Annotated in this window: 23 protein-coding genes; 11 read left to right on the plus strand and 12 right to left on the minus strand. The window is 72.5% G+C overall.

All coding sequences use genetic code 11. From position 1 onward, the window contains the following. The first annotated feature begins 29 nt into the window (after window positions 1-29). On the plus strand, window positions 30-2846 hold the full coding sequence (locus ACIPUC_RS35205) for a hypothetical protein (RefSeq protein ID WP_446594452.1): 2817 nt from the start codon (window positions 30-32) through the stop codon (window positions 2844-2846). A gap of 20 nt (window positions 2847-2866) precedes the next feature. Here ACIPUC_RS35205 and ACIPUC_RS35210 read toward each other — a convergent pair whose 3' ends face one another. The 5 genes from ACIPUC_RS35210 to ACIPUC_RS35230 form a co-directional block, all read right to left on the minus strand. Next, entirely contained in the window at window positions 2867-3877 is a 1011-nt protein-coding gene (locus ACIPUC_RS35210) for an AraC family transcriptional regulator (protein ID WP_446594453.1), read from the minus strand. Between the two features lie 64 nt (window positions 3878-3941). Next, window positions 3942-4841 carry a hypothetical protein gene (locus tag ACIPUC_RS35215; RefSeq protein ID WP_446594454.1) on the minus strand — a complete coding sequence of 300 codons (900 nt, stop codon included), beginning with the start codon at window positions 4839-4841 and terminating at the stop codon, window positions 3942-3944. Continuing rightward, window positions 4838-5773, minus strand: a complete 936-nt coding sequence (locus ACIPUC_RS35220) for an ABC transporter ATP-binding protein (protein ID WP_446594455.1) — start codon at window positions 5771-5773, stop codon at window positions 4838-4840. Before ACIPUC_RS35220 ends, ACIPUC_RS35215 begins: the two co-directional genes overlap by 4 nt. A gap of 171 nt (window positions 5774-5944) precedes the next feature. Continuing rightward, window positions 5945-6229: a hypothetical protein gene (locus ACIPUC_RS35225; protein WP_446594456.1), complete on the minus strand. Its 285-nt coding sequence runs from the start codon at window positions 6227-6229 to the stop codon at window positions 5945-5947. Between the two features lie 109 nt (window positions 6230-6338). Next, window positions 6339-6764 carry a hypothetical protein gene (locus ACIPUC_RS35230; RefSeq protein WP_446594457.1) on the minus strand — a complete coding sequence of 142 codons (426 nt, stop codon included), beginning with the start codon at window positions 6762-6764 and terminating at the stop codon, window positions 6339-6341. Between the two features lie 509 nt (window positions 6765-7273). Between ACIPUC_RS35230 and ACIPUC_RS35235 the strand changes: the two genes are divergently transcribed. Beyond that, window positions 7274-9025: an AMP-dependent synthetase/ligase gene (locus ACIPUC_RS35235; RefSeq protein ID WP_446594458.1), complete on the plus strand. Its 1752-nt coding sequence runs from the start codon at window positions 7274-7276 to the stop codon at window positions 9023-9025. Window positions 9026-9134: 109 nt separating this feature from the next. Then, entirely contained in the window at window positions 9135-9986 is an 852-nt protein-coding gene (locus tag ACIPUC_RS35240; RefSeq protein WP_446594459.1) for a trypsin-like peptidase domain-containing protein, read from the plus strand. Here the strand turns inward: ACIPUC_RS35240 and ACIPUC_RS35245 are convergent. Genes ACIPUC_RS35245 through ACIPUC_RS35265 form a run of 5 tightly spaced genes read right to left on the minus strand, consistent with a single transcriptional unit; the run spans window position 9983 to window position 14029 of the window. Continuing rightward, window positions 9983-10423, minus strand: coding sequence for an NUDIX hydrolase (locus tag ACIPUC_RS35245; protein ID WP_446594460.1), 441 nt, complete (start codon window positions 10421-10423; stop codon window positions 9983-9985). The genes ACIPUC_RS35240 and ACIPUC_RS35245 overlap by 4 nt on opposite strands. Before the next feature lie 39 nt (window positions 10424-10462). Then, window positions 10463-11716 carry an ABC transporter permease gene (locus ACIPUC_RS35250; RefSeq protein ID WP_446594461.1) on the minus strand — a complete coding sequence of 418 codons (1254 nt, stop codon included), beginning with the start codon at window positions 11714-11716 and terminating at the stop codon, window positions 10463-10465. Continuing rightward, window positions 11713-12447, minus strand: a complete 735-nt coding sequence (locus ACIPUC_RS35255) for an ABC transporter ATP-binding protein (RefSeq protein ID WP_446594462.1) — start codon at window positions 12445-12447, stop codon at window positions 11713-11715. Before ACIPUC_RS35255 ends, ACIPUC_RS35250 begins: the two co-directional genes overlap by 4 nt. Beyond that, window positions 12444-13541 (minus strand): peptidoglycan-binding protein, encoded by a 1098-nt coding sequence (locus tag ACIPUC_RS35260; protein WP_446594463.1) that lies wholly within the window; start codon window positions 13539-13541, stop codon window positions 12444-12446. The genes ACIPUC_RS35255 and ACIPUC_RS35260 overlap by 4 nt, the downstream gene beginning before the upstream one ends. Further along, window positions 13538-14029 carry a hypothetical protein gene (locus ACIPUC_RS35265; RefSeq protein ID WP_446594464.1) on the minus strand — a complete coding sequence of 164 codons (492 nt, stop codon included), beginning with the start codon at window positions 14027-14029 and terminating at the stop codon, window positions 13538-13540. The genes ACIPUC_RS35260 and ACIPUC_RS35265 overlap by 4 nt, the downstream gene beginning before the upstream one ends. A gap of 90 nt (window positions 14030-14119) precedes the next feature. Between ACIPUC_RS35265 and ACIPUC_RS35270 the strand changes: the two genes are divergently transcribed. Genes ACIPUC_RS35270 through ACIPUC_RS35280 form a run of 3 tightly spaced genes read left to right on the plus strand, consistent with a single transcriptional unit; the run spans window position 14120 to window position 16914 of the window. After that, a complete protein-coding gene (locus ACIPUC_RS35270; RefSeq protein WP_446594465.1) occupies window positions 14120-14779 on the plus strand; it encodes a response regulator transcription factor in 660 nt (219 codons plus the stop codon). Beyond that, on the plus strand, window positions 14776-16026 hold the full coding sequence (locus ACIPUC_RS35275) for a sensor histidine kinase (protein WP_446594466.1): 1251 nt from the start codon (window positions 14776-14778) through the stop codon (window positions 16024-16026). The genes ACIPUC_RS35270 and ACIPUC_RS35275 overlap by 4 nt, the downstream gene beginning before the upstream one ends. Before the next feature lie 15 nt (window positions 16027-16041). Further along, window positions 16042-16914, plus strand: a complete 873-nt coding sequence (locus ACIPUC_RS35280) for a L,D-transpeptidase family protein (protein ID WP_446594467.1) — start codon at window positions 16042-16044, stop codon at window positions 16912-16914. Window positions 16915-16989: 75 nt separating this feature from the next. On the opposite strand, the gene ACIPUC_RS35285 is transcribed toward ACIPUC_RS35280, so the two are convergent. Together ACIPUC_RS35285 and ACIPUC_RS35290 are read right to left on the minus strand one after the other, a co-directional pair. Next, window positions 16990-17358 carry a hypothetical protein gene (locus ACIPUC_RS35285; RefSeq protein WP_446594490.1) on the minus strand — a complete coding sequence of 123 codons (369 nt, stop codon included), beginning with the start codon at window positions 17356-17358 and terminating at the stop codon, window positions 16990-16992. Between the two features lie 5 nt (window positions 17359-17363). Next, window positions 17364-17621 carry a hypothetical protein gene (locus tag ACIPUC_RS35290; RefSeq protein WP_446594468.1) on the minus strand — a complete coding sequence of 86 codons (258 nt, stop codon included), beginning with the start codon at window positions 17619-17621 and terminating at the stop codon, window positions 17364-17366. 166 nt (window positions 17622-17787) lie between these two features. Here ACIPUC_RS35290 and ACIPUC_RS35295 point away from each other — a divergent pair, with 166 nt between their 5' ends. The 5 genes from ACIPUC_RS35295 to ACIPUC_RS35315 all read left to right on the plus strand — a co-directional run bounded on the left by ACIPUC_RS35295 (window position 17788) and on the right by ACIPUC_RS35315 (window position 24245). Further along, on the plus strand, window positions 17788-18744 hold the full coding sequence (locus ACIPUC_RS35295) for an LLM class F420-dependent oxidoreductase (RefSeq protein ID WP_446594469.1): 957 nt from the start codon (window positions 17788-17790) through the stop codon (window positions 18742-18744). Window positions 18745-18746: 2 nt separating this feature from the next. Further along, entirely contained in the window at window positions 18747-19532 is a 786-nt protein-coding gene (locus ACIPUC_RS35300) for an SDR family NAD(P)-dependent oxidoreductase (protein WP_446594470.1), read from the plus strand. Between the two features lie 105 nt (window positions 19533-19637). After that, window positions 19638-20759 (plus strand): LLM class flavin-dependent oxidoreductase, encoded by a 1122-nt coding sequence (locus tag ACIPUC_RS35305; RefSeq protein ID WP_446594471.1) that lies wholly within the window; start codon window positions 19638-19640, stop codon window positions 20757-20759. A gap of 283 nt (window positions 20760-21042) precedes the next feature. Then, on the plus strand, window positions 21043-22782 hold the full coding sequence (locus ACIPUC_RS35310) for an N-acyl-D-amino-acid deacylase family protein (RefSeq protein WP_446594472.1): 1740 nt from the start codon (window positions 21043-21045) through the stop codon (window positions 22780-22782). Beyond that, window positions 22779-24245: an aldehyde dehydrogenase family protein gene (locus ACIPUC_RS35315; RefSeq protein WP_446594473.1), complete on the plus strand. Its 1467-nt coding sequence runs from the start codon at window positions 22779-22781 to the stop codon at window positions 24243-24245. The genes ACIPUC_RS35310 and ACIPUC_RS35315 overlap by 4 nt, the downstream gene beginning before the upstream one ends. The last annotated feature ends 27 nt before the right edge of the window (window positions 24246-24272 follow it).

Here is a 24272-nt window from a genome sequence, read left to right on the forward strand (position 1 = left end):
TGTCAGCGAGACGCCCGATTTCCACCGCTGTGACGTGCCTGCTCGCCGTCCTCGCCGCACTCCTCCTGCCGGTGGGCGCCGCTCGGGCCGCACCGGCCGCCGAGGACTGTGCCGTCGTCGCCGAGGGCCGGTACGCAGGCAACTTCACCGATGCCGGACAGACGCACTGCCTGCAGCTGCCGAGCCCGCAGGGCGCGCGGATCGCCGCCCTCACCTCGCGCGGCGGCGCCGGCGTGAGCGTCCAGGTCGATGTGGTCGACCGGAACGGCGCCGCACAGTGCGAGGCCGGCGACCTCGTCCGGGGCGAATGCGCCCTGACCGGAACGGCGCCGTTCCGTGCGCTGGTGCACGCCGACGACCTCGGCGCGACCGGTCCGTACGGCGTCCACTTCGTCCGTACGGACGTGCTCCAGGCAGGCTGTCAGGTCCTGCCGGCCGGGAGCTTCGCCGACGACGCGGCGGCCGTGCGGCTGGAGACCGGCAACGGCGTCTTCTCCCACTGCCTGACCATTCCGGCCGACGCGCACTCCACCGCCGAGCTCCTCCGTATCCGCTACGGCCTCCCGGACGACACGGAGCTGTACCCGGACTACGCGATCACCATGATCGACACCGATGGCAACGGGCCCTCCTGCTACGACCACCCCGTCCCGGGCCAGCAGCTCCGGACGGACGGCCTCAGCAGCTGCTCCTTCACCGCGGGCAAGGCGTACACCGTGCTCCTGGAGGGCCAGGACGCTGCGCGCAGCCACACCCTGGTCCGCCGGGACGTCACCGCCACGGCCAAGGGCTGCGCCGCCTCCGCCGCGACGGCGGTCGGCGCCCCGGCCACGACCGGCACGTCCGGCCAGAACGGCACCCTGCGCTGCCACCGGATCACCACGGCCGCCGCCGCGGACCGGCTGCTCGTCAACCCCCGGGACGCCCACGACAGCACGCACATGCTGGTCATGGACAACACCGGTGGCATCTCCTGCCACCAGAAGACCTGGGCGTGCACGCCCACCGGCTCCACCGGCTACCAGGTCGTCACCCACGTCCCGGAGAACTGGTCCCTGCCCGCCTCCTACCGCCTCGACGCCTGGCGGATCGCCACGGCCGCCGGGCACGCGCCCGAGTGCACGCGCGCCGGGTCGATCGCGTACGGGTACGGCCCGCTGACCGGCACGCTCTCCGCGGAGCGCACCGGCGTGTGCGCCGTCCTGCCGAGCGTTTCGGGTGACCGGTTCAGGGTCGGCATCACCGCCACGGACGGCGGGACGTCCACTCCGGAGCCCGCGCTCTACAGCAGTGCCGGTACCAATCTCTGCATGGGCAGCTCGTCCCCGTACACCTGCCAGGGCACCGACCAGAGCCTGTTCGTCCTCGCACTGCCGGACGAGGCGGAGCGCACGGCGTACCGCGCCGAGGTCGTCTGCACCACCGCGCCCTGCGGCGGCGAGGAGCTGTCCGTCGGGACGGTCACGCCGAACACCGCGCAGAGCGGTACGGTCGCGACCCTCACCGTGCAGGGCACGGCGCTGGGCATGAGCAACACCATCCAGCTGACCGGCGGCCCGGCGCCGCTGACGGCCAAGACCGTCTCGGTCTCCGAGGACGCCCGGACGCTGAAGGCGACCGTGGACCTGCGCACCGCCCCCGCCGGCAACTGGAACATCAGCGTCATCGCGCTCGGCAGCGAGTACCCGCGCGGCACGCTGACGGTGACGCCGCCCGCGGGCTCCGGCCAGGGCACGTACAAGCCGATCACGCCGACGCGGTTGATGGATACCCGTGAGGGTCTGGGTGTGCCGAAGGCCAAGGTGGGCCAGGGCGGGACGGTGACCTTGCAGGTCACCGGCACGGCGGGGATCCCGGCGACGGGAGTCACGGCCGTCGTCCTGAACGTCACGGCCACCGACCCGAACACCGCCAGCTATGTCTCGGTGTACCCGAACGGCACGACGCGCACGAGTGCGTCGAACCTCAACTTCACCGCCGGGCAGACGATTCCGAACCTGGTGGTCGTGCCTGTGGTGAACGGGAAGGTGAGTTTCTATAACAACGCGGGGTCGGTGGATCTGATCGCGGATGTGGCCGGTTACTACACGACCGACGGTTCGGGTTCCACGTACAAGCCGATCACGCCGACGCGGTTGATGGACACCCGTGAGGGTCTGGGTGTGCCGAGGGCGAAGGTGGGTCAGGGCGGGACGGTGACCTTGCAGGTCACCGGGACGGCGGGGATCCCGGCATCCGGGGTCACGGCCGTGGTCCTCAACGTCACGGCCACCGAGCCCACCACGAGCAGCCATGTGTCGGTGTACCCGAACGGCACGGCCCGCACGAGTGCGTCGAACCTCAACTTCACTGCCGGGCTGACGATTCCGAACCTGGTCGTCGTCCCTGTGGTGAACGGGAAGGTGAGTTTCTACAACAACGCGGGGTCGGTGGATCTGATCGCCGATGTGGCCGGTTACTACACGACCGACGGTTCGGGTTCCACGTACAAGCCGATCACGCCGACGCGGTTGATGGACACCCGTGAGGGTCTGGGTGTGCCGAGGGCGAAGGTGGGTCAGGGCGGGACGGTGACCTTGCAGGTCACCGGTACGGCGGGGATCCCGGCGACCGGGGTCACGGCCGTGGTCTTGAACGTCACGGCCACCGACCCCAACACCGCCAGCTACGTCTCGGTGTACCCGAACGGCACGACCCGCACGAGTGCGTCGAACCTCAACTTCACTGCCGGGCTGACGATTCCGAACCTGGTCGTCGTCCCTGTGGTGAACGGGAAGGTGAGCTTCTACAACAACGCGGGGTCGGTGGACCTGATCGCCGACGTGGCCGGCTACTACACCTCGTAACGCCGGAGCGACCCCGGGCCCTAGCCGCCGGAAGTGAGGCGGTAGGCGCCCGGGGTCGTGCCCGTCCAGCGGCGGAAGGCGCGGTGGAACGCCGTGTCCTCCGAGAAGCCCAGCCGGGCCGCGAGTTCCGCGATCGGCTCGCCGCTCTCCGCCAGGCCCGCGATCGCCGCGTCCCGCCGGACGTGGTCCTTCAGCTGCTGGAACGAGGTCCCCTCCTGCTGCAGCCGGCGCCGCAGCGTCGCCGGGGACACGGCGAGGCGCGCCGCCACCTCCCCGAGCGCCGGCAGCCGCGGCGAAGTGCGCAGCTGCCGGGTCAGGGCCCGGCGGACCTGCTCCGCGACCGTGGTCCCGTACTCCGGCCGCGACAGCAGGTCGAAGGGGGCGCGGCGCAGCATCGCGTCCAGCGCGGGCTCGTCCCGTACCAGCGGCGCGGTCAGCCAGTGCGCGTCGAAGGCGGCGCCCGTACGGCTCTGCCCGAAGCGGACCGGGCAGTCGAAGAGGATCTCGTACTCGTCCTTGTGCGGCGGCGGGGGATACGCGAACGCCGCGTACGCGAGCGGGATGCGCCGGCCGATCAGCCAACTGCTCAGCCGGTGCCAGATGGCCAGCACGCACTCGGTGAGGAAGCGCTCCTCGTCCCGGACGAAGTCGTTGCGCACCGTGAACCGCGCCTCGGCGCCGACGACTTCGAGCGCCAGCTCCGGCCCGCCCGGGAACAGCCCGTAGAACGCGGCCGCCCGCTCCATGGCCGCGCCCAGATCCCGGCAGCCGAGCGAGGCGTAGCACATCATCGCGAAGGTGCCGGGGCGGCTGGGCACCGCACTCAGGCCGAGGAACTCGTCCTGCGTGGTCCTGTACAGCGCGCGGAACAGGCGGGCGAACTGCGCGGGCGTGATCCGTGCCCGGTCGTCGCCCAGCAGCAGCGGCGGGATCTGCGCCTCCTGGAGCAGCGGCACGGTGTCGATGCCGCTGCCGCGGGCCCCCGCGAGCACGGCCCGGACGTGGTGCACGGTGATCGTCCGCCTCCCCATGGTCCGACGGTAGCTCTCCGCGCCGCCGTGCGATACGGAAGCGGCGGCGCGGAGAGGGACCCGATCAGCCCGTCTTGGCGTCCCGGCGGCAGTACGCCCAGCAGCCCGCCGCCGCGATCGCGGCGGTGTACAGGCAGAACACCAGTGTGGCCGTGCCCGAGGACAGGTGGGATCCGACCAGCGCCTGCGCGAAGGGCCGGTCGTCGGCCGGGTAGGCGGAGACGTCCGTCAGCATGGCGCGGCCGGCCGCGAACGGCATCCAGTCGCCCACCCCGTCCAGCCCCGGCAGGTAGCCCAGCGCCCCGCCCACGAGCCGCTCGACGATCAGCGGCCACATGCACAGGAGCAGCACCGGGATGATCCGGCTGCGGACCAGGGACACCAGCGCCAGGCAGAGCAGCGCCCAGCAGCCCATCCACAGCGTGAAGCGCAGGGCGGGCACCAGCACGCCGCCCCACTCGGGCTGCGGGGCGCCCTTCACGGCCAGGACGGTCGCGGAGGAGAAGGCGCCGAGCAGGGCGCTGCCGGCGGCCGTCGCGGCCGCGATCAGGAAGCCGACCAGGCACTTCGCGGTGTAGGCGGTGAAGCGACCGTTCACCGCGAGCCACGTCGTGCGGGCGCCTCCGCGCACCAGCTCGGTCGAAACGGGCCCGGTGCCCAGGACGAGCAGGAAGAAGCACAGGGCCGGAACCTGCGTCGCCAGCGGGGTCCACGCGATGACGTCGGCCATGGTGGCCGGAGTGACCGGCCGGTCCTTGTCGAGGTCGAGCAGGACGGTGATGCCCGTCAGCAGGCTCAGTACCGCCACGACACCGAGCAGGATCCACGTCGAGCGCAGTCCCGCCAGATGCCGCCACTCGTAACGGCAGGCCCGGAGGAAGGCTTCGGTGGGCGCGACGGCCACGGGGGCCGGCAGGGCGGGGGGAGCGGCGGCCTCGGGGGCCGCCGGTGCCGATGACCTCACGAGATCTTGAACTCCTCTTCCGCGATGCCCAGGTAGAACTCCTCCAGCGACGGGCCCGCCTCGTGCAGCCAGTACAGCGGCAGGGCGTTCTCGGCCGCGAGCGTGCCGATCCGTACCCGGTCCAGGCCGGTGATGCGCGCGCCCGCGCCACCCGTGGGGGTCAGCCGGCCGCCGAGGGCCTCGACGAGCCCGGCCAGCCTCGGCAGATCGGGCGACTCCACGGTCACCACCCGCCGGTCGGCCGCACGGGCCAGGAGCTCCGCCATCGGAGTGGAGGCCACGAGCCGGCCGCGCGACAGGACGACCACGCGGTCGGCCAACTGCTCCATCTCGCCGAGGAAATGGCTGGAGACCAGGACCGCCCGGCCCTGGTCCGCCTGCGCGCGGAGGAACTCCCGCAGCCAGCGGATGGAATGGGGGTCGAGGCCGTTCGCGGGCTCGTCGAGGATGAGCACCGGCGGATCGCCCAGCAGGGCCTGGGCGATGGCGACGCGCTGGGCCATGCCGAGTGACAGCTGCTCCAGGCGCAGCCCGCCCGCCTCCGTCAGGCCGACGGTGTCCAGGAGTTCGCCGACGCGGCGGTCCGGTACGGCGGAGCCGGCGGCCACCATCCGCAGATGGGTGCGGACGCGGTGCTTCGAGTGGCCCGCGACTCCGCCCAGGACCGCGCCGACGACCGTGCCGGGCGCGCCCCAGGCGCGCAGGGGGCGGCCGAGGTAGCTGGTGCGGCCCTCACCGTGCAACAGGCCCAGCATCAGCTGGATGGTGGTGGACTTCCCGGCCCCGTTCGCGCCGACGAAGCCGGTCACCTCGCCGGAGCGGAGGGTCATAGAGACGTCGTCCAGGACCCGCTTGGGGCCGAAGGAGCGGCCGAGGCCTTTCGCCTCCACCAGTACTCCGCCCGGCTCCGTATGGAGGGAGCGGCGATTCATGTAGGGTCTCCCTGCGTTATCGCAAGGGGGAGGAAGCCCGCACCAGGCGACCTGAACAGGCGTGGAAACCGAAGGGTTGTCACCCGCGGGTTTCTTCCCCCGATTGACTTGCTCAATTTGCGGATCCAATTCGGAATTCTGTTACGGCCTCAGGTGTGCATCGCGTGTGCCTCAGGACAGGATGAGTCGCATCGCCTGCGCCACCAGAACCGCGTGCGCGAGAATGCACATCACCCAGGATCCGATACCGCGCATTCCGTGCCGGAATACGGTCGACCAGCCGGCCGCCAGCAATACCGCGGACAGGGCGCAGCACACCCAGGAGATCACGAGCCACGGCGTGGACCGGTCGGTGAACTGGTTGATGGCCGCCGCGGGCGCGAGCGCGAGCAGGGGCAGGGCCCACGTGCTCCCGCCGGACGCGCGGGTACGGGCTGTGGAATTGGTGTCGGTCATCCCGGACGCTCCGTCTCTGCGTGTCTCCGCAGCAGGGCAGGTCTGCTACGGGTAGCGGGCCGGGCCCGCCCGGGAAGAATCCCGGACGGACCCGGCCCACGCCACTCGATCAGTGGAGGGCGTTGTAGATCTCAAGCAGGGTCAGGCCGGGGGAGACGGCCGCGAGAGGGGCCCGCACCCACCAGGACAGGCCGTCGTACCACTTCTTGAAGTCGCTGAACTTGCCGCCGATGGCCTTGGCGAAGCCGGCGACCTTGCTGAAGGCCGCCTTGATGGCCTTCCACTTGCTGGCAGCGGAGAGCTCGCCGTTGACGATCTGCTGCATCTCGGTCCGCTCGGCGGCGGTGAGCTCGGCGGCCAGCGGGCTGGCCAGCAGGGCGCGCGCCGCCTGCTGGGCCTCGGCCTGCTGGGTGGCCGAGACGCTCTGGGGCGCTGCCACGGACGCGGTGGAGGCCTGGGCCAGACCGGCGCCGCCCCCGATGGCGATGGCGGCGACGGCCGAAACGGCCGCCATCCGCAGGGTGTTGCGATTCATTTGATTCCCTTGCGTTGTCGCAAGGGGGAGGAAGCCCGATGGGCAACCTGAACAGGCGTGGAAACCGAATGGTCCCCCCGGACTTCTTTCCCCCGATTAATTGGTCGCTGCCGAACCGCTCTTGGTCAGAGAGAAGTCCGACGGTGTGCTCGGCGTCTTGTCCTTCGAACGCCGGGCACACATGAACGTTACCTACAAGACGATCAGTTGGCCACTGGTGAATTGGCCAACAGGCGTGGTGTGGTGCGGTGTTCCGGGCGTGGACCTGCACATTCCCGGCTTGGGGCGCGCTTTACCAAGCATGGCTTGGCCGGAAACAGACTCTCGTGGCCGACAAAGACCGGTCGATGGCCACTCGACGCTCACTGGACGATCACGCCTTCCGCACATGACGTGCGCTGCCGAGGCGGTTGAGCGCTGAGGCCAGTGCGGGTGACGCTTCCGGTCATGCCGCCGGGCCGCGCCGGATGCCTAGCGTCGGGGGTCACCAACTCCCGGGAGGGCACGCGATGGACAGGTGCATCGACGTCGACGGCCGGCCGAGCACGCTGGCGCGGTTCACCCAGTGGACCGAGGCGCGGTACGGGCCGGAGACGGCCCTCAGGTTCCGGGCACCGGGAGACGGCGGCTGGCAGACCCGGACGTACGGGGAGCTGGGCGCGGAGGTGCGGGCCGTCGGGCGGGCGCTGCTCGGCCTGGGGGTGGCCGCGGGCGAGCGGGTGGCCGTACTGGCGGAGACCCGGCCGCAGTGGACGTACACCCACTTCGGGGTGCTGGCGGCGGGCGCGGTCCTCGTCCCCGTCTATCCGACGGCGGGGGAGGAGGAGCTCGCCTGGGTGCTGTCGGACTCCGAGGCGGTGGTCGTGGTCTGCGACGACGCGGCGCAGGCGGCCCGGGTCGAGGCGCTGCGGGCCCAACTGCCGGCGCTGCGCGCGGTGGTGGGGATGGACGCGCTGCCGGGCCTGCCGCAGGCCCCGGAGGCGGAACTCCTCGCCCGCGCGGCGGCCGTCGTGCCCGGGGCGGACGCGTCGATCGTCTACACCTCGGGCACCACCGGCCTGCCGAAGGGCTGCCGCCTCACCCACGGCAACCTGGGCGCGATCCAGGACGCCACCCTCCCGCTGGTCAAGGGCGGCCCGGGGGACTCCACTTACCTCTACCTGCCGCTCGCCCACCTGCTGGCGCAGCTGATCCAGTTCACGACGCTGCTGGAGGGCGGGGAGCTCTGCTACTTCGGCGGCAGGATCGAGGACGTGCTGGCGGAGCTGTCGGAGGTCCGCCCCACCCACCTGCCCTCCGTACCCCGGCTGTTCGAGAAGCTCCACTCGGTGGTGCTGTCGCTGGCGGAGACCGAGGAGGGCGGCCGCGAACGCCTCGAGGAGGCGGTGCGGCTGGGCGTCCTGGCGGCGGAGGGGCGGCTGCCGCACGAGCGGCGGGAGGAGTACGAGGCGGCGGAGAAGTCGCTCTACTCCCTGGTCCGGGCCGCGTTCGGAGGCCGTCTGAAGTGGGCGCTCACCGGCGGCGCCCCGATCGCCCCGGCGACCCTGGACCTCCTGCGGGCCTGCGGGATCGCGGTGTACGAGGGCTACGGGATGACGGAGTCGGGCGGTGTCATCTCCCTCAACCACCCGGACGCGGTGCGGTACGGGACGGTGGGGCGCCCGATCGCGGGCTGCGAGGTGCGCATCGCGCAGGACGGGGAGGTGCTGGCGCGCGGGGCGATGGTCTTCCCGGGCTACCACGCGAACGGGCCGGCGACGGCGGAGGCGCTGGACCCGGAGGGCTGGCTGCACACCGGCGACCTGGGCGAACTGGACGCCGACGGGTACCTGCGGATCACCGGCCGCAAGAAGGAGATCGTCATCACCTCGGCGGGGAAGAACCTCACCCCCACGGAGGTCGAGTTCGCCATCCAGCGCTCGCGCTACGTCTCCCGCGCGGTGATGATCGGCGACCGCCGCCCGCACCCGGTGGCCCTGATCACCCTGGACGCGGAGGAGATCGCGGCCTGGGCGGCCCGCGAGGGCCATGACCTGGGCGGTGCCCCGGCCGCGCACCCGGCGGTCCGCGCCCTGATCGAGGCGGCGGTGGCGGAGGCCAACGCCGCGGTCTCCCGCCCCGCCCGCGTACGCGCGTTCCACGTCCTGTCCGAGGACTTCACGATCGCGGCGGGCACCCTGACGCCGACGCTGAAGCTCCGGCGGAGGGCGGTGGCGGAGCGGTACGCGGCCCAGATCGAGGGGTTGTACGCAGGGTTGTGAGGGGGCTGGGTGCGTGGGGGGGGGGCGGACGGCCGGCGGGATTTCGTGCCCCTTGCACCCGGCCCTGCCCGCGGGGCATGCTTCGCCGGGGCGCAGCGGAAGGATCATCATGTCGGTGGACAAGCGGACCGTCGTGACCGTGGTGCTGTGCGCCGCGGCTGCCCTGGGGGCCTCCGCCGCGATGGCCGAGCTGGTGCCGCCGCCGGAGGCGGGCGCGCCCGCGCGGGCGAAGGCCGGGCCCACGGCGTCGGCGACGTCTCCGTCGCGTGCGCAAGCGGCGAAGCCGCAGCTGTCCACCCCGCCCAAGAGCCCCCTGCCGCCCGCCGTCACCCCGCAGCCCGGCGGGCCCGCGGCCTTCACCGGGGCCCTGTTCACGGACGGCCTGGACAGCGACCACTTCTGCACCGCCACCGTGGTGCAGAGCCCCGGCCGGAACCTGATCGTCACCGCTGGGCACTGCCTGCTCGACGGGGACCAGGGCGGCGGCACCGCCGTCTTCGCACCCGCGTACGCCAACGGGTTCGCCCCGTACGGCACGTGGAAGCTCGAGGAAGTCTTCGAGGACGACCGCTGGGCGCAGGGTACGGACGACAGCTACGACCTCGCCTTCGCCCGGCTGGCCCCCGACGCCTCGGGCCGCACCATCGAGGACGTGACCGGCGGGGCGGTACTGGACACCAGCGGCCGCTCGGGCGAGGAGGTCACCGTCACCGGCTACCCCGCCGACCGCAAGGTGCCCCGCACGTGCACGTCGGTCACCGTCCGCGAGAGTGCGACCGAACAGCGCTTCGACTGCGCCGACTTCCCCGGCGGCACCAGCGGCAGCGCCTGGATCGCCCGCGACGGGAAGATCATCGGCATCCTGACGGGCGGCGACACGGACGACGTGTCGACCAGCACCATCCTGGGCGACTACGCCGCCTCGCTGTACGCCAAGGCCACGGGCGCGGGCAAGAACTAGGCCAGCAGCCCCAAGTGCACCGGCTCGGCCGGTGCGTTCGCCAGGAGTTCCGGCAGGCGCGGCGGCCACAGGGGCTCGCCCAGGGTGGCCAGGCGCTGCCGGGGGAGCCACTGCCAGTGGATGCCCGGCTCCTCCAGCACCGGCTCGCGGTGCGGGCCCGTCGTCAGGTAGATGTGCTCGTGCTGGCGGACGGGGATCCCCTGGTGCGTGAAGTCGTGCTCCCAGGTGCACAGCAGCCGGCCGGGCTCCAGGTCGGTCCAGCCGGTCTCCTCGCGCAGTTCGCGCCGTACGGCCTCCTCGGGGCTCTCGCCCGGGTCGATGCCCCCGCCGGGCGGCAGCCAGTGGATGCCGACCTCCACGTTGTCCTCGCGGAAGAGGAACACCGAACCGGCGGGGGACAGGATGACAACGCGCGCTGCGTGACGTGGAGTTCGCATCGGATCAGCGTACGCCGGTGATCCGCTGAGGCGTCCGCATCACCCCGCCGCCAGCGCCAGCGTCGGGGACAGCCGGGCCGCCCGGACCGCCGGGTAGAGGCCGGCCAGCGTGCCGATCGCCAGGGTGGCCGCGAAGCCGCCGGTGACCGCCCACAGGGGGACCACCCAGGGCAGGTCGCCGGCCCAGGCGTAGACGGCCGTGGCCGCCGCGCCGAGCGCGATGCCCGCCAGGCCGCCGAGGCCGGACAGCAGCAGGGACTCCGTCACGAACTGGATCCGGATCTGGCCCTTGGTGGCGCCCAGCGAGCGGCGCAGGCCGATCTCGTGGCGGCGTTCCAGCACCGAGATGATCATGGTGTTGGCAACGCCGACCCCGCCCACCAGCAGGGCGATCCCGCCCAGCCCCAGCAGCAGGGTGCTGAAGGCGCCCTTCGTGGCCGCCTTCGCCTGGAGCGCCGCCGACGGGTCGCTGACCGCGACCGCGCTCGGCGTCTGCGGATTGGCCGTCGGGGCGATCAGGCTGCGGACCTGCGCCACCCGGTCGTCCGCCGACCGTTCGTACACGGCCGTCGGGTGCCCGTCGAAGCCCAGCAGCCGCTCGGCCGCGTCCCAGCCGATCAGCGCCGAGCGCTCGATCTCCGGAGCCAGCGGTACCGGCGCCAGGATGCCGATCACCGTGAAGTACCGGCCGCCGATGAACACCTGCTGCCCGGGCTCGGTGATGCCCAGGCGCCGCGCCGAGACGTCGCCGAGCACCACCGACGGATAGCGGCCGGTGGCCTCGTTGAGCCAGGTGCCGCGGCCCATCTCGGCGCGCAGCGTGCCCAGCAGATCGTCCTTGGCCGCCTTCAGCACGATCCCGCCCGTCTCCTCTTCCGGGATGTTCTCCGAGCGGCGTACGGACTCGGCCACGTCACCGGTGGTGCCGACCGACTCGACGCCCTGGATGCGGGAGATCATGCCCGGGGCCTCTTTGGGGAGGGTGGTGTCCTGCCCGGTGAACATCCCCTGCCCGGGCGTCGCGACCAGCATGTTCGTGCCGAGCCGGTCGAGCTCGCGCAGCAGTTTGGCCTGGCTGGAGGAGGAGATCCCGACCACCGCGATCATCGTCGCGATGCCGATGGCGATGCCGAGCGCGGACAGGAACACCCGCATCGGGCGCGAGCGCAGACCGGCCGATCCGACGTGCAGGACGTCGCGGGGGGACAGCCTCGGCGGGACCGGCCGCCCGGTACGGGAACGCGTACGACGGCTCGTACGGTTCGCACGGCTCGTACGGTTCGTACGGCTCATCCCGTCACCCCCGCCCCGGCCGCCGCGCTGCGGACGTCCGCAACGATCTCGCCGTCCCGGATGCGCACCTGGCGCGGCAGGCTCGCCGCGATCTCCTGATCGTGGGTGATCACGGCGATGGTGGCCCCGTCCGCGTTGAGCTCGTGCAGCAGTTCCATCACCGACTCCCCGGACGCCGTGTCCAGGGCGCCCGTCGGCTCGTCGGCCAGCAGCAGGTCCGGGGCGCCCGCCACCGCGCGGGCGATCGCCACGCGCTGCTTCTGCCCGCCGGACAGCTCGTGCGGCCGGTGTTCCAGCCGGTCGCCGAGGCCGACCCGCTCCAGGGCCCGTTCCGCCCGGCGGCCGCGCTCGGCCCGCGAGAGGCCGCAGTACAGCAGCCCCTCGGCGACGTTCGCCAGTGCGCTGACGCCGGGCACGAGGTGGAAGGACTGGAAGACGAAGCCGACGTGCCGGGACCGCAGCGCCGACAGCGCGCGGTCCGAGAGGGCCGCGACGTCGTGACCGGCGATCCGCACGCCGCCCGCCGTCGGCCGGTCCAGGGTGCCGACGATGTGCAGCAGGGTGGACTTACCGGATCCGGACGGGCCGACGATGGCGAGCAGTTCGCCGCTGGCGACGGTCAGGTCGACCCCGCGCAGGGCCGAGACCCCGCCCGGATACTCCTTGGCGACCCCGGCCAGTTCGACCACGGGTGCGGGTGCGGGTGCGGGATCGGGATGCGTGTGCGTCACAGCCTCGGGATCCCCACCTGCATGCCCTCCTTGAGGGCGTCGCCGGTCACCTCGACCCGGCCGTTGCCGAACATGCCCGGCTCCACCTTGACCTCGCGCGCCCTGCCGTCCTCGACGACCTGCACGCCGAAGCCGCCGCCGGCCAGCGCCAGCAGCGCGTTGACCGGTACGGAGAGCACGCCCTTGCGGGTCTCGCCGGTCAGGCCGACCGACACCGGGGACTGGTCGGGGGCGCCCACCTCGGCGGGTTTGTCCAGCGCGACGACCACCTCGACCTTGGCCTTCTTGTCACCGCCGCCGGGGCCGCCGCCGTCGCCCTTCTCGTCCGGACCGGCCGCGCCGCCCACCGAGTCGATCTTCCCGGTGACCGTGGCTCCGCCGGGCAGCCGCACACTGACCTGCTCGCCGGTCTTGGCCGCGCCCGCCTTCGCCGCGTCCATCTGGAAGCGGACGATCCGCTCGGTGCCGGTCAGGGTCATCACCGGCTTGCCGGGTCCCGGCTCGTCACCGACCGCCGAGTCGTTCCTCCGAACCCGCTGCGGCCCCGGGGCGAAGGCGATGTCCTCCTTGGCGACCTCGCCCGTCTGCGGCATCTTGTGCGCCTTCTGCCACCGCTTGACCGCCGTCGCCGTACCGGCCGTGAAGGTGCCGTCCTCGGGGTCCAGCCCGGTGCCGTGGCCGAGCGCCTGGAGGTTGCGCTTGAGCTGCTTGACGTCCTCGCCCTTGTCCCCGGCCTTCAGCGGCCGGTACACGGGCGTGGACCCGTACATGAGCCGCACCGCCCTGCCGTTGACCTCGTACAGCCTCCCGTCCCGCTCGACCGCCGTGCCCTCGCCCGCGACCCAGGTCAGCACGCCCGGCCCGGCCGCGCCGACCTTGCGCTCGTGCGCGTAGCCGAGGGTGCCCTCCACCCGCAGGCCCGAGCCGAGGTCGCCGCGCTGCACCGGCGCGGTGGCCGGCGGCAGGCCGGCGCCGTGCTGCCCGCTCTTGCCCGCGCCCTCCTGCTGCGGCTGGGCCGTGACCGCGTACCCGCCACCCGAGGCGGCGAGCACGACGGCCAGCGACCCCAGCAGCCACTTCGCCCGCGCCCTCACGACCGGGCCGCCTCGCACTTCTTCCGGGCGTCCTCGAAGGCCTTCTCCTGGCCCTGGGGGACCTCGATGCCGGTCCGCATGCCGCCGCTGTACTCGGGGTCCTTCAGCTGGACCCCGTTCTCGCGCATGCAGCGGATCCACGCGAGCTCCTTGTCCTTCTCCTCCTGGGTGGGCTCCTTGCCCGAGCCCGGGCCGCCCATCCCGCAGGCCTTCATGGCCTCCTGCATCTTCTCCGGGTCGGCGCCGCCGCCCACCGTCATCCCGCGCGGGTCCTGGCCGGGCTTGGGGTCGGGCGCGTCTATGCCGTGCTCGCGCAGGCACTGGCGCATCTTCACGGCGTTGTCCGCGTCCGTACCCGAACCGGACCCGGAGCCGCCGCCCGATGCGGAGTCCTGCTTCCCGCCGGTCGGGCCGTTCGCGCAGCCGGTGACGGCGAGGGCGAGGCCGGTGACGGCCGCGGCCGTGGTCATGATGAGGGATCGCTTCATGGGCCCGACCCTGCGGCACAGGGCCCTTTCGCTTCCCTCTCCCCCCGTGCTTACAACGCCGAAATACCGATCTCCGGTAGAGAGGACGGCATGCGCGTACTGGTGGTGGAGGACGAGGAATTCCTCCGGGAGATGATCGCCGAGGGGCTGCGCCGCGACGCGCTGGCCGTCGACGAGGCCGGCGACGGCCTCGAGGCCCTGGAGCGCCTGCGCCTGGGCGCGTACGACGTCCTCGTCCTGGACCGCGACCTGCCCGGCCTGCACGGCGACGAGGTCTGCCGCCAGGTGGTGCGCGAGCGGCTGCTGACCCGCGTCCTGATGCTGACCGCGTCCGGGACCGTCCGGGACCGCGTCGAGGGCCTGGGCCTGGGCGCCGACGACTACCTCACCAAGCCCTTCGCCTACGACGAGCTCCTCGCCCGCGTCCTCGCCCTGGGCCGGCGCGCCCGCCCCGCCCTGCCGCCCGTACTCGAGCGCGCCGGGGTGGCCGTCGACACCGCCCGCCGCGACGCCACCCGCGACGGACGCCGACTGGCCCTGTCGCGGAAGGAGTTCGCCGTCCTGGAGGCGCTGCTGCGCGCCGAGGGCGCGGTGGTCGGCAACGACGACCTCATCGAGGAGGTCTGGGAGGAGGACACCAGCTACTCCACCAACGCCGTCCGGGTCACGCTCAGCAAGCTCCGCGCCAAGCTGGGGGAGCCGCCGCTCATCGAGACCGTGCCGGGCGCGGGCTACCGGATCGCTCCGTGAGGGGGGTCCTGACCGCCCTGCGCACCGAGCGCGGGCGCCTCACCACCCTGTACGGGGCGCTGCTGCTCCTGGCGGGCGGCGGGCTGGTGGCGCTGGTGTACGTGCTGGTCGGGCAGGGGCTGTACGCGAGCGTCAGCGGGGCCGTCAGTACGGTGAGCCCCGCGTTCCGCCTGCAGGAGGGGGACAAGGCGGACGTGGGCCGCCGCCCGGAGCCCGCCCGGACCACGGCACCGGGCGAGTCGCCCACCACGGAGGAGCCGGCGTCGTACGCCGTCACCCGCAACCTGACGAACGCCGTCACGGAGGCCGCCCAGCACCGCCTGCTGACCGTCTCCCTCATCGCACTCGCCGCCTTCGCCGTCCTGTCGATCTGGCTGGCCTGGTGGATGGCCGGCCGGGTACTGCGACCCGTCGCCGTGATCACCGGGACCGCGCGGCGGCTGTCCGGCGAGAACCTGGACGAGCGGATCGCCCTCGACGCCCCGCCCGGCGAACTCAAGGAGCTCGCCGACACCTTCGACGCGATGCTGGGGCGGATGGAGCATCTGGTCTCCGCGCAACGGCGGTTCGCGGCGAACGCGGCGCACGAGCTGCGCACCCCGCTCGCCGTGCAGCGCGCGGCGGCCGAGATCGGGCTGGCCGGGGACCCCTCGCCGGAGCGGGTCGCCCGGATCCGCGAGCGGCTCATCGGCGTCGCCGACTCCAGCGAGCACCTCATCGAGTCGCTGCTGCTGCTCGCGGTGTCGCAGGAGGGGCTGGAGTCCACCGGGCGGGTGGACCTCGCGGCGCTGGCCGCCGCCGAGCTGGCGGCCTGCCCGCAGCAGGACCTCGCGGTCGAACGGACCCTGGCCCCGCTGACCGTGACGGGCGACCGGATCCTGCTCGGACACCTCGTCCGCAACCTGCTGGCCAATGCCGTACGTCACAACCGCGCGGGCGGCCGGCTCGGCCTGGCCACCTCCACCGAGGGGGAACTGACGGTGTCGAACACCGGCCCGGTGATCGATCCGGCCGATGTGCCGCGGCTCCTGGAGCCGTTCCGGCGGCGCGCGGAACGGCAGCACACCGCAGGTGAGGGCGTCGGTCTGGGGCTCTCGATCGCCGCCTCGATCGCGCGGGCGCACGGGGCGGAACTGGCGGCGCGGGCCAACCCGGCGCCGGACGGCGGGCTGACCGTCTCGGTCCGCTTCCCGGAGGCAGACCTTCCGGCGGCAGGGCAGCGTTCAGCCGGAGCGAAGGGCGGCTGATGTACGGTCGGTTCAATGAGCAAGCACCGCCGAGCCCGCTCCCGCACGCTCCGTACGTCGCGTACGCCCCGTGCGGGACGTCCTCGTACGTCCTCGCCCACGTCCCGTCGCGTGGCCCTCGCGGCCACCTTCGGCCTGCTGACCTTCGCGGCGGGCTGGGTGTACGCCCTCGACGACAAGGCCGTCGGCACCTCGTCGCAGGCGAGCGCCGACTCCCGTCCCCCGGCCGCGGACCGCGCGGCGCGCGACGCCCGCCGGGACGCACCCAAGGACGCTCCGAAGGACGCTCCCCGGGCCCCGCTCCAGGGGCTGACCGGCATCAGCGCGCAGACCCTCGCGAAGATCCCGGCCGAGTCGCGCCAGCTCGTCCTGGTCACCGGCAAGGCCGGGGACTCCTCGGAGTCCACCGCCGCGCTCTACACCCGTCCCGAGGCCGGCGCCGACTGGGTGCGGGGCGAGAGCTGGCCGGCCCGCAACGGGGCGAAGGGCTGGTCCACGGAGCGCACGTACGGGGACCTGACCTCCCCCATGGGCGTCTTCGCGCTCACGGATGCGGGAGGGCTGCTGCCGGCGCCGCCCGGCACCCGGCTCCCGTACGACAAGGACCGCTCCTTCGTCGCCACGGGGCGCGGAGTGAACGGCGAGTCCCTGTCGGGCTCGTTCGACTACGTCGTCGCCATCGACTTCAACCGCAGGCCGGGGAAGTCGCCGCTCGACCCGGTCAAGCCGGAGGGCGAGCGCAAGGGCGGCAACATCTGGCTCCACGTGGACCACGACGGCCCCTCGCAGGGCTGCGTCGGCATCCCGAAGCAGGCGATGAAGAAGGTCCTGGAAACCCTCGACCCGGCAGCGAAGCCGGTCATCGTGATGGGCCCCGAGGGCTTCTGACGGCGTCTGCCGTCTCGCGGCGCAGGATGGCCCGCTTCGCCTCGACAGCCGCCGGGTCGGCCGGACCGGGCGCGGTCACGGATTGAGGTCCAGGATCCGGACCGGCTCGCCGTCCCACCGCTTGGGGAACGTGGTGGCGACGACCGCTCCGTCCGGGCGGTCGGGCGTGGGCTGGGCTGCGTACTGGCTGTGGGCAGCGGCCCAGGTCTCCTGGCGTGCGACAGCCAGGGCGGCGGGCAGGTCCAGGTCGAGGATGGTGATGCCGGGCAGTGAGGCGAGGTGCTCCGCCGTACCCGGCCGCGCCCGGTCGGCCTCGACCAGCGCGCACGAGGGGGCGTACAGAAACCAGTCGGCCTCGGCGTGCGCGCGGTGGATGAGGCGGGAGGCGAGGACGTTCCCCTGGCCCGCGGCCAGCATCGCCGTCTCATCCAGCACGATGTGCATCTCCGTCACAGGCCCCTCGCCTCGGCCAGGCGGCGGTCCAGCTCGCGGTCCAGATCTCCCTGCTCGGCGGCCGTCGGTGCGTAACCGTTCCAGTCGTACAGTGCGACGCGGGCGCGTTCGGCGCGTTCGGCGCGCTCGGCCGGAGTGAGCAGCGTCTCGGCGAGACGGGCCAGGTAGGCGCGCAGCGACAAGCCCTCGGCAGCGGCTATGGCGGCGAGTCTGTCTTTGGCTTCCTCGGGGATACGGATATTGGCGTCGGCCATCGGCGTGCTCCTCTCCATGACCCAAGGGTACGGGTACGCACCCGTACCCACAACTGTCGCCCCGGGCGGGATCCGCGCCGCGCCCCTTGCCTGACGGACCGTCAGCTACGACGATGGCCCGGCACCGATATGACGAATCGGCAGACGAAGGCGAGGCGGGCCCGGCATGGCGCGCGTGTTTCCGCAAGGTCGGCTGGTCTACGGGATGCAGCTCCCGGTCCAGTCGCAGAGCACCATCTACGCCGAGCCCTGGGAGGCGACGGCCACCGCCGCCGATCTCGCCGAGGTGGCGCGGGCCGCCGACCGGGCCGGCTTCGGGTACCTGGCCACCTGCGACCACGTGGCCATCCCGCGACGGCTCGCCGGCCCCATGAGCACCATCTGGTACGACCCGGTGGCCACCCTGTCCTTCCTCGCCGGCATCACCGAGCACGTGCGCCTGCTCAGCCACGTCGCCATCCTCGGCCTGCGCCACCCGCTGATCAGCGCCAAGCAGTACGCCACCCTCGACCACCTCTCCGGCGGCCGGCTGATCCTCGGCGTCGGCGCCGGGCACGTCCAGGAGGAGTTCGAGGTCCTCGGGGTGGACTTCGCCCGCCGCGGGGCCGTCCTCGACGAGACCCTCGACGCGCTGCGGGCCGCACTCGGCCCCGAGGAGTACCCGGAGTTCGAGGGCGCGCTGTTCTCCTTCAAGGACCTCGGCCAGCTGCCCCGCCCCGCCCAGGAGCGGATCCCCGTCTGGGTCGGCGGCTCCTCGCCCGCCGCCCTCCGCCGGGCCGCGCTGCGCGGGGACGGCTGGCTCCCGCAGGGCGACCCGCGCGAGAGGCTCCCGGCGCAGATCGCCCGTATCAAGGAGCTGCGCGACGGGGCGGGGGTCGCCGGCCCCGTCGAGTTCGGCGCGATCACCGAGGCGCTGTACGTCGGCGAGCCCGGCTGGGACACCGGCCGCCGGACCCTCACGGGCAAGGCCGAGGTGCTCGCCGAGTCCCTGCGGGAGTACAAGGCGCTCGGCGTGGACCAGATCCAGGTCCGCTTCCGCAGCCGCGACCGGGCCGAACTCGTCGACCAGATCACCGCTTTCGGCGCCGATGTCGCGCCGCACCTCAACGACCGGGAGTCGTGACCATGGGAAAGCTGGACGGGCGCGTCGTCATCATCACCGGCGCCGCACGGGGGCAGGGCGAGCAGGAGGCCCGCCTCTTCGCCGCCGAGGGCGCCAGGGTGCTCCTCGGCGACGTACTGGACGAGCAGGGCGCCGCCGTGGCCAAGGAGATCGGCGAGGACCGGGCCCGCTACGTACGGCTCGACGTGAGCCGGGAAGAGGACTGGGCGGGCGCGATAGCCGCCGCGAAGGAGGCCTTCGGCCCGGTCGACGGCCTGGTCAACAACGCGGGCATCCTGCGCTTCAACGAGCTGACCGCGACCCCGCTGGAGGAGTTCCAGCAGGTGGTCCAGGTCAACCAGGTGGGCGCCTTCCTCGGCATCAAGTCGGTCGCCCCCGAGATCGAGGCGGCGGGCGGCGGCACGATCGTCAACACCTCCTCGTACACGGGCCTGACGGGCATGGCGTACGTCGGCACGTACGCCGCCACCAAGGCGGCCATCCTCGGGCTGACCCGGGTGGCCGCGCTGGAGCTCGCCGGCAAGGGGATCCGGGTCAACGCGATGTGCCCGGGGGCCGTGGACACCCCGATGGCCAACCCCGGGCTACTGGATCCGGCGGGGATGACGGACGAGGCGCGCGAGGCGATGGCGGAGCTGTACAAGCGGGTCGTGCCGATGGGGCGGGTCGGGCAGCCGGAGGAGATCGCGCAGCTGGCCCTCTTCCTGACCAGCCAGGACTCCTCGTACATCACCGGCCAGCCGTTCGTCATCGACGGCGGCTGGATGGCGGGTGTGAGCATCCTCTAGGCGTATCTGATGGAGCGTCAGGTATTGACGCTCCCGCCCCGGCGGTGGAACAGTCGTGACATCAAATCTGACGCAACGTCAGAAACAAAAGGACGGTGAACCCCCTTGGAATTCGGGCTCTTCGTGCAGGGATACGTGGCCGAGTCACGGTCCAAGGTCGACCCCGAGGCGGAGCACAAGGCGCTGATCGAGGAGACCGAGTACGTCATCCAGGCGGACAAGGCGGGCTTCAAGTACGCCTGGGCCTCCGAGCACCACTTCCTGGAGGAGTACTCGCACCTGTCGGCGAACGAGGTGTTCCTCGGGTACCTCGCCCACGCCACCGAGCGGATCCACCTCGGCTCCGGCATCTTCAACCCGCTCGCCCCGGTGAACCACCCGGTCAAGGTGGCCGAGAAGGTCGCCATGCTCGACCACCTCTCCAAGGGCCGCTTCGAGTTCGGCACCGGCCGCGGCGCCGGAAGCCACGAGATCCTCGGCTTCCTGCCCGGCATCGAGGACATGAACGGCACGAAGGAGATCTGGGAGGAGACCATCGCGGAGTTCCCCAAGATGTTCCTCCAGGAGGAGTACGAGGGGTTCCAGGGCAAGCACTGGTCGCTGCCGCCGCGGAAGGTCTTCCCCAAGCCGTACGGCAAGGCCCACCCGGCCATGTGGTACGCCGCCGGCTCCCCCTCCTCGTACGCGATGGCGGCGAAGAAGGGCCTGGGCGTGCTGGGCTTCAGCGTGCAGAAGGTCTCCGACATGGAGTGGGTCCTCGACCAGTACAAGACGGCCATCCAGGAGGCCAAGGCCATCGGGGCCTTCGTCAACGACAACGTCATGGTCACCTCGACCGCGATCTGCGCCGAGACCCACGACAAGGCCGTCGAGATCGCGGTCAACGCCAACATGAACCGCTTCCAGTCGCTGGTCTTCCGCTACCACGACACCTTCCCGCGGCCCGAGGCCATTCCGCAGTGGCCCGAGCTGCTGCCGGAGTACAACGCGGAGATCATCGAGCTGCTGATCGCCGAGGAGCTGCTGATCTGCGGCGACCCGTCGGAGGTCCTCCAGCAGTGCAAGCGCTGGGAGCAGGCCGGCGCGGACCAGCTGTCCTTCGGCCTGCCGACCGGGGTGTCGTACGAGGACACGATGACCACCATCAAGCTCATCGGCGAACACGTCATCCCGGAGATCGACACCGACCCGGTCCACCGCACGACGCGGTTCCGCGAGGCCGTCTGACCCGGTCGGGCTGAACGGGGACGGCGTCTTCCCGGACCGCCGTCCCTCACCGGCCCCGGCCGGAGCGGCCTCCGGCCGGGGCCCACAGGCGCGGCGCCACTGCGGGGGCTCCGCCCCCGAACCCCCGCGCCTCAAACGCCGGCGGGGCTGGGTTGTGCAGGCTGCGGCAGGCATCAGCCACATCCAGCCCCGCCGGCGTTTGAGGCGCGGGGTCTGGGGCGGAGCCCCAGCAGCGGCGCCGCACGCGCGACCGCGTAGCCCAACGCACCGCAGAAGGGACGTCATGCTCGACCACCTGATCAAGGGCGCGACCGTCGTGGACGGCACCGGCGCCCCCGCCCGCGTCGCAGACGTCGGCCTGCGCGACGGCCGCATCGTCGCCATCGCAGATCCCGGCACGGTAGGAGAAGACGCGCGGACCACCGAGGACGCCACCGGCCTCGTCCTGACCCCCGGCTTCATCGACCCCCACACGCACTACGACGCCCAGCTGTTCTGGGACCCGTACGCCACCCCCTCCATGAACCACGGCGTCACCACCGTCGCCGGCGGCAACTGCGGCTTCACGCTGGCCCCGCTCCACCCGGACCGCCCCGAAGACGCCGACTACACCCGCCGCATGATGAGCAAGGTCGAGGGCATGGCCCTCAAGGCCCTGGAGCAAGGCGTCGACTGGACCTGGTCCAGCTTCGGCGAGTACCTAGACGCCCTCGAGGGCCGGATCGCCGTCAACGCCGGCTTCATGGTGGGCCACTGCGCCCTGCGCCGCCACGTCATGGGCGAGGACGCCGTCGGCGGACAGCCCACCCCCGAGCAGATGCAGCAGATGCTCGACCTCTTCCACGACGCCATGAACGCCGGCGCCTGGGGCCTGTCCACCACGCAGTCCTCCACCCACTCCGACGGCTCCGGCGCCCCCGTCGCCTCCCGGCACGCCAGGCCCGCCGAACTCCTCGCCCTCTCCAAGGCGGTCGCCGAACACGAGGGCACCCAGCTCGAAGCCATCGTCGCGGGCTGCCTCGACCAGTTCTCCGACGCCGAGATCGACCTCTTCGTCGAGATGAGCGCCGCGGCCGGCCGGCCCCTGAACTGGAACGTCCTCACCATCGACGCCTCCGTCCCGGAGCGGGTCCCGCGCCAGCTGATCCCGAGCGCGCGCGCCCGCGAGGCCGGCGGCCGGATCGTCGCGCTGACGATGCCGATCCTCACCCCCATGAACATGTCGCTGGGCACCTTCTGCGCGCTCAACCTCATCCCCGGCTGGGGCGAGATCCTCGGCCTGCCCGTCCCCGAGCGGATCGAGAAGCTGCGCGACCCGGCCGTGCGCGCCGAGATGCTGAAGCGGGCCGACTCCAAGGAGGCCGGGGTCTTCCGCCGCCTCGCCCACTTCGGCCGCTACGTCATCGGCGACACGTACAGCAAGGAGAACGAAGGCCTCTCCGGCCGCGTCGTCGACGACATCGCGGCCGAGCGCGGTCAGGACGCCTTCCACTGCCTGGTGGAGATCTGCGCCAACGACGACCTGCGTACGGTGCTCTGGCCGATGCCCACCGACAACGACCCGGCGAGCTGGGCCCTGCGCGCCGAGACCTGGCAGCACGAGGACGTCATGCTGGGCGGCTCCGACGCGGGCGCGCACCTGGACCGCATGTGCGGGGCCCCGTACACGACCCGCTTCCTCGGCGACTGCCTGCGCGGCCGCAAGCTGGTCCCGCTGGAGCAGGCGGTACGGATGCTCACCGACGACCCGGCCCGGCTGTTCGGGCTGCGCGAGCGCGGCCGGATCGCCGAGGGCTTCCACGCGGACCTGGTGCTCTTCGACCCGGAGCGCATCGAGGCCGGCCCGGCGACGCTGGTCCACGACCTGCCCGGGGACAGCCCGCGGCTGGACGCGCGGGCCGTCGGGATCGTCTCGGTACGGGTCAACGGCGTGGAGACCATCCGCGACGACGAAGTGACGGGCGCGATCCCGGGCATCGTGCTCCGGTCCGGCCGGGACACGAGGACGGTGAGCACGCGGTGACCGAGGCACAGAAGCTGTACATCGGCGGCGAGTGGGTGGAGCCGCAGGGCGGCCACTACGAGGTGGTCAATCCGGCGGACGAGTCGGTCGTCGGGCTCGCTCCCGAGGCGTCACCCGCGCAGGTCGCCGAGGCGGCGCGCGCCGCGGCCGAGGCCTTCGGCGCGTGGTCCCGTACGAGGCCGGAGGAGCGGGCCGCGATCCTGGACCGGGCCGCCGACATCATCCAGCGCGCGTACGAGCCGTGGACCGCACTCGCCCAGGCCGAAACCGGCGCGCCGACCGGCATCGCCCGCGGCATGCAGGTGGGGGTGGGCGTGGCCCGGTTCCGGCGCTACGCGCGCGGAGCCCTCGAACCCGTGGAGAAGGGCCTCCCCCCGCAGGTGACGGAGGCCGGCCCGATGGGGAAGGCGGGCATCCTCGGTGCGCTGGAGGTGCGCCAGCCGGTCGGCGTGGTCACCTGCATCACCTCGTACAACAACCCGTGGGCGAACCCGGCCGGCAAGGTCGCCCCGGCCCTGGCCATGGGCAACACGGTGGTGGTCAAACCCGCCCCGCAGGACCCGCTGTCGGTGTTCAAGATGGCGGAGGCACTCGCGGAGGCGGGCGTTCCGGCCGGTGTGGTGAACGTCGTCAACGGGCAGTCCGTGGCGGTCGGCGAAGCGGCCGTGGACTCCCCGGACGTGGACATGGTGTCCTTCACCGGCTCCACGGCGGTCGGGCAGCGCATCGCCGAGGTGTGCGGGCGGTCCATGAAGCGGCAGCTGATGGAGCTGGGCGGCAAGGGCGCGGCGATCGTCTTCGAGGACGCCGACCTGGACGCGGCGATGATGGGCATCGGCACCACCTTCTCCTTCTACTCCGGCCAGATCTGCACCGCCCCGACCCGGGTGATCGTGCACCGGTCCGTCCACGACGCGCTGGTGGAGAAACTGACCGGCTACCTGGCCTTCATGAAGGTCGGCGAACCGGCGGCGCAGGGCACGGTGGTCGGCCCGGTCATCTCGGCGGCCCACCGCGACCGGGTGGAGTCGTACATCGAGCTGGGGAAGAAGGAGGGCGCCCGGATCGCGGTGGGCGGCGACCGCCCGGCGGTCCGCACGGACGGCAAGGGGTTCTACGTGGCCCCGACCCTGCTGGTGGACTGCACCAACGACATGCGGGTGGTCCGCGAGGAGATCTTCGGCCCCGTCGTCGTGGTCGTCCCCTTCGACACCGAGGAGGAGGCCGTGGCCCTGGCCAACGACTCCGACTTCGGGCTGATCAGCTACGTCTGGTCGGGGAACGCGGCGCGTGCCTTCGGGGTGGCCCGCCGGCTGCGCTCGGGCGGGGTGGGCGTGAACACCATCGGCCGGAACATGGAGGCGCCGTTCGGCGGCTTCAAGCGGTCGGGCGTGGGGCGCGACGTCGGCTCGTACGCGCTCCACGCCTACAGCGAGATCCAGTCGATCGTCTGGACGACGTAGTCGAGAAAGGGGGGTGGGAACCCCACC

The organism is Streptomyces sp. LARHCF249, assembly GCF_052871255.1.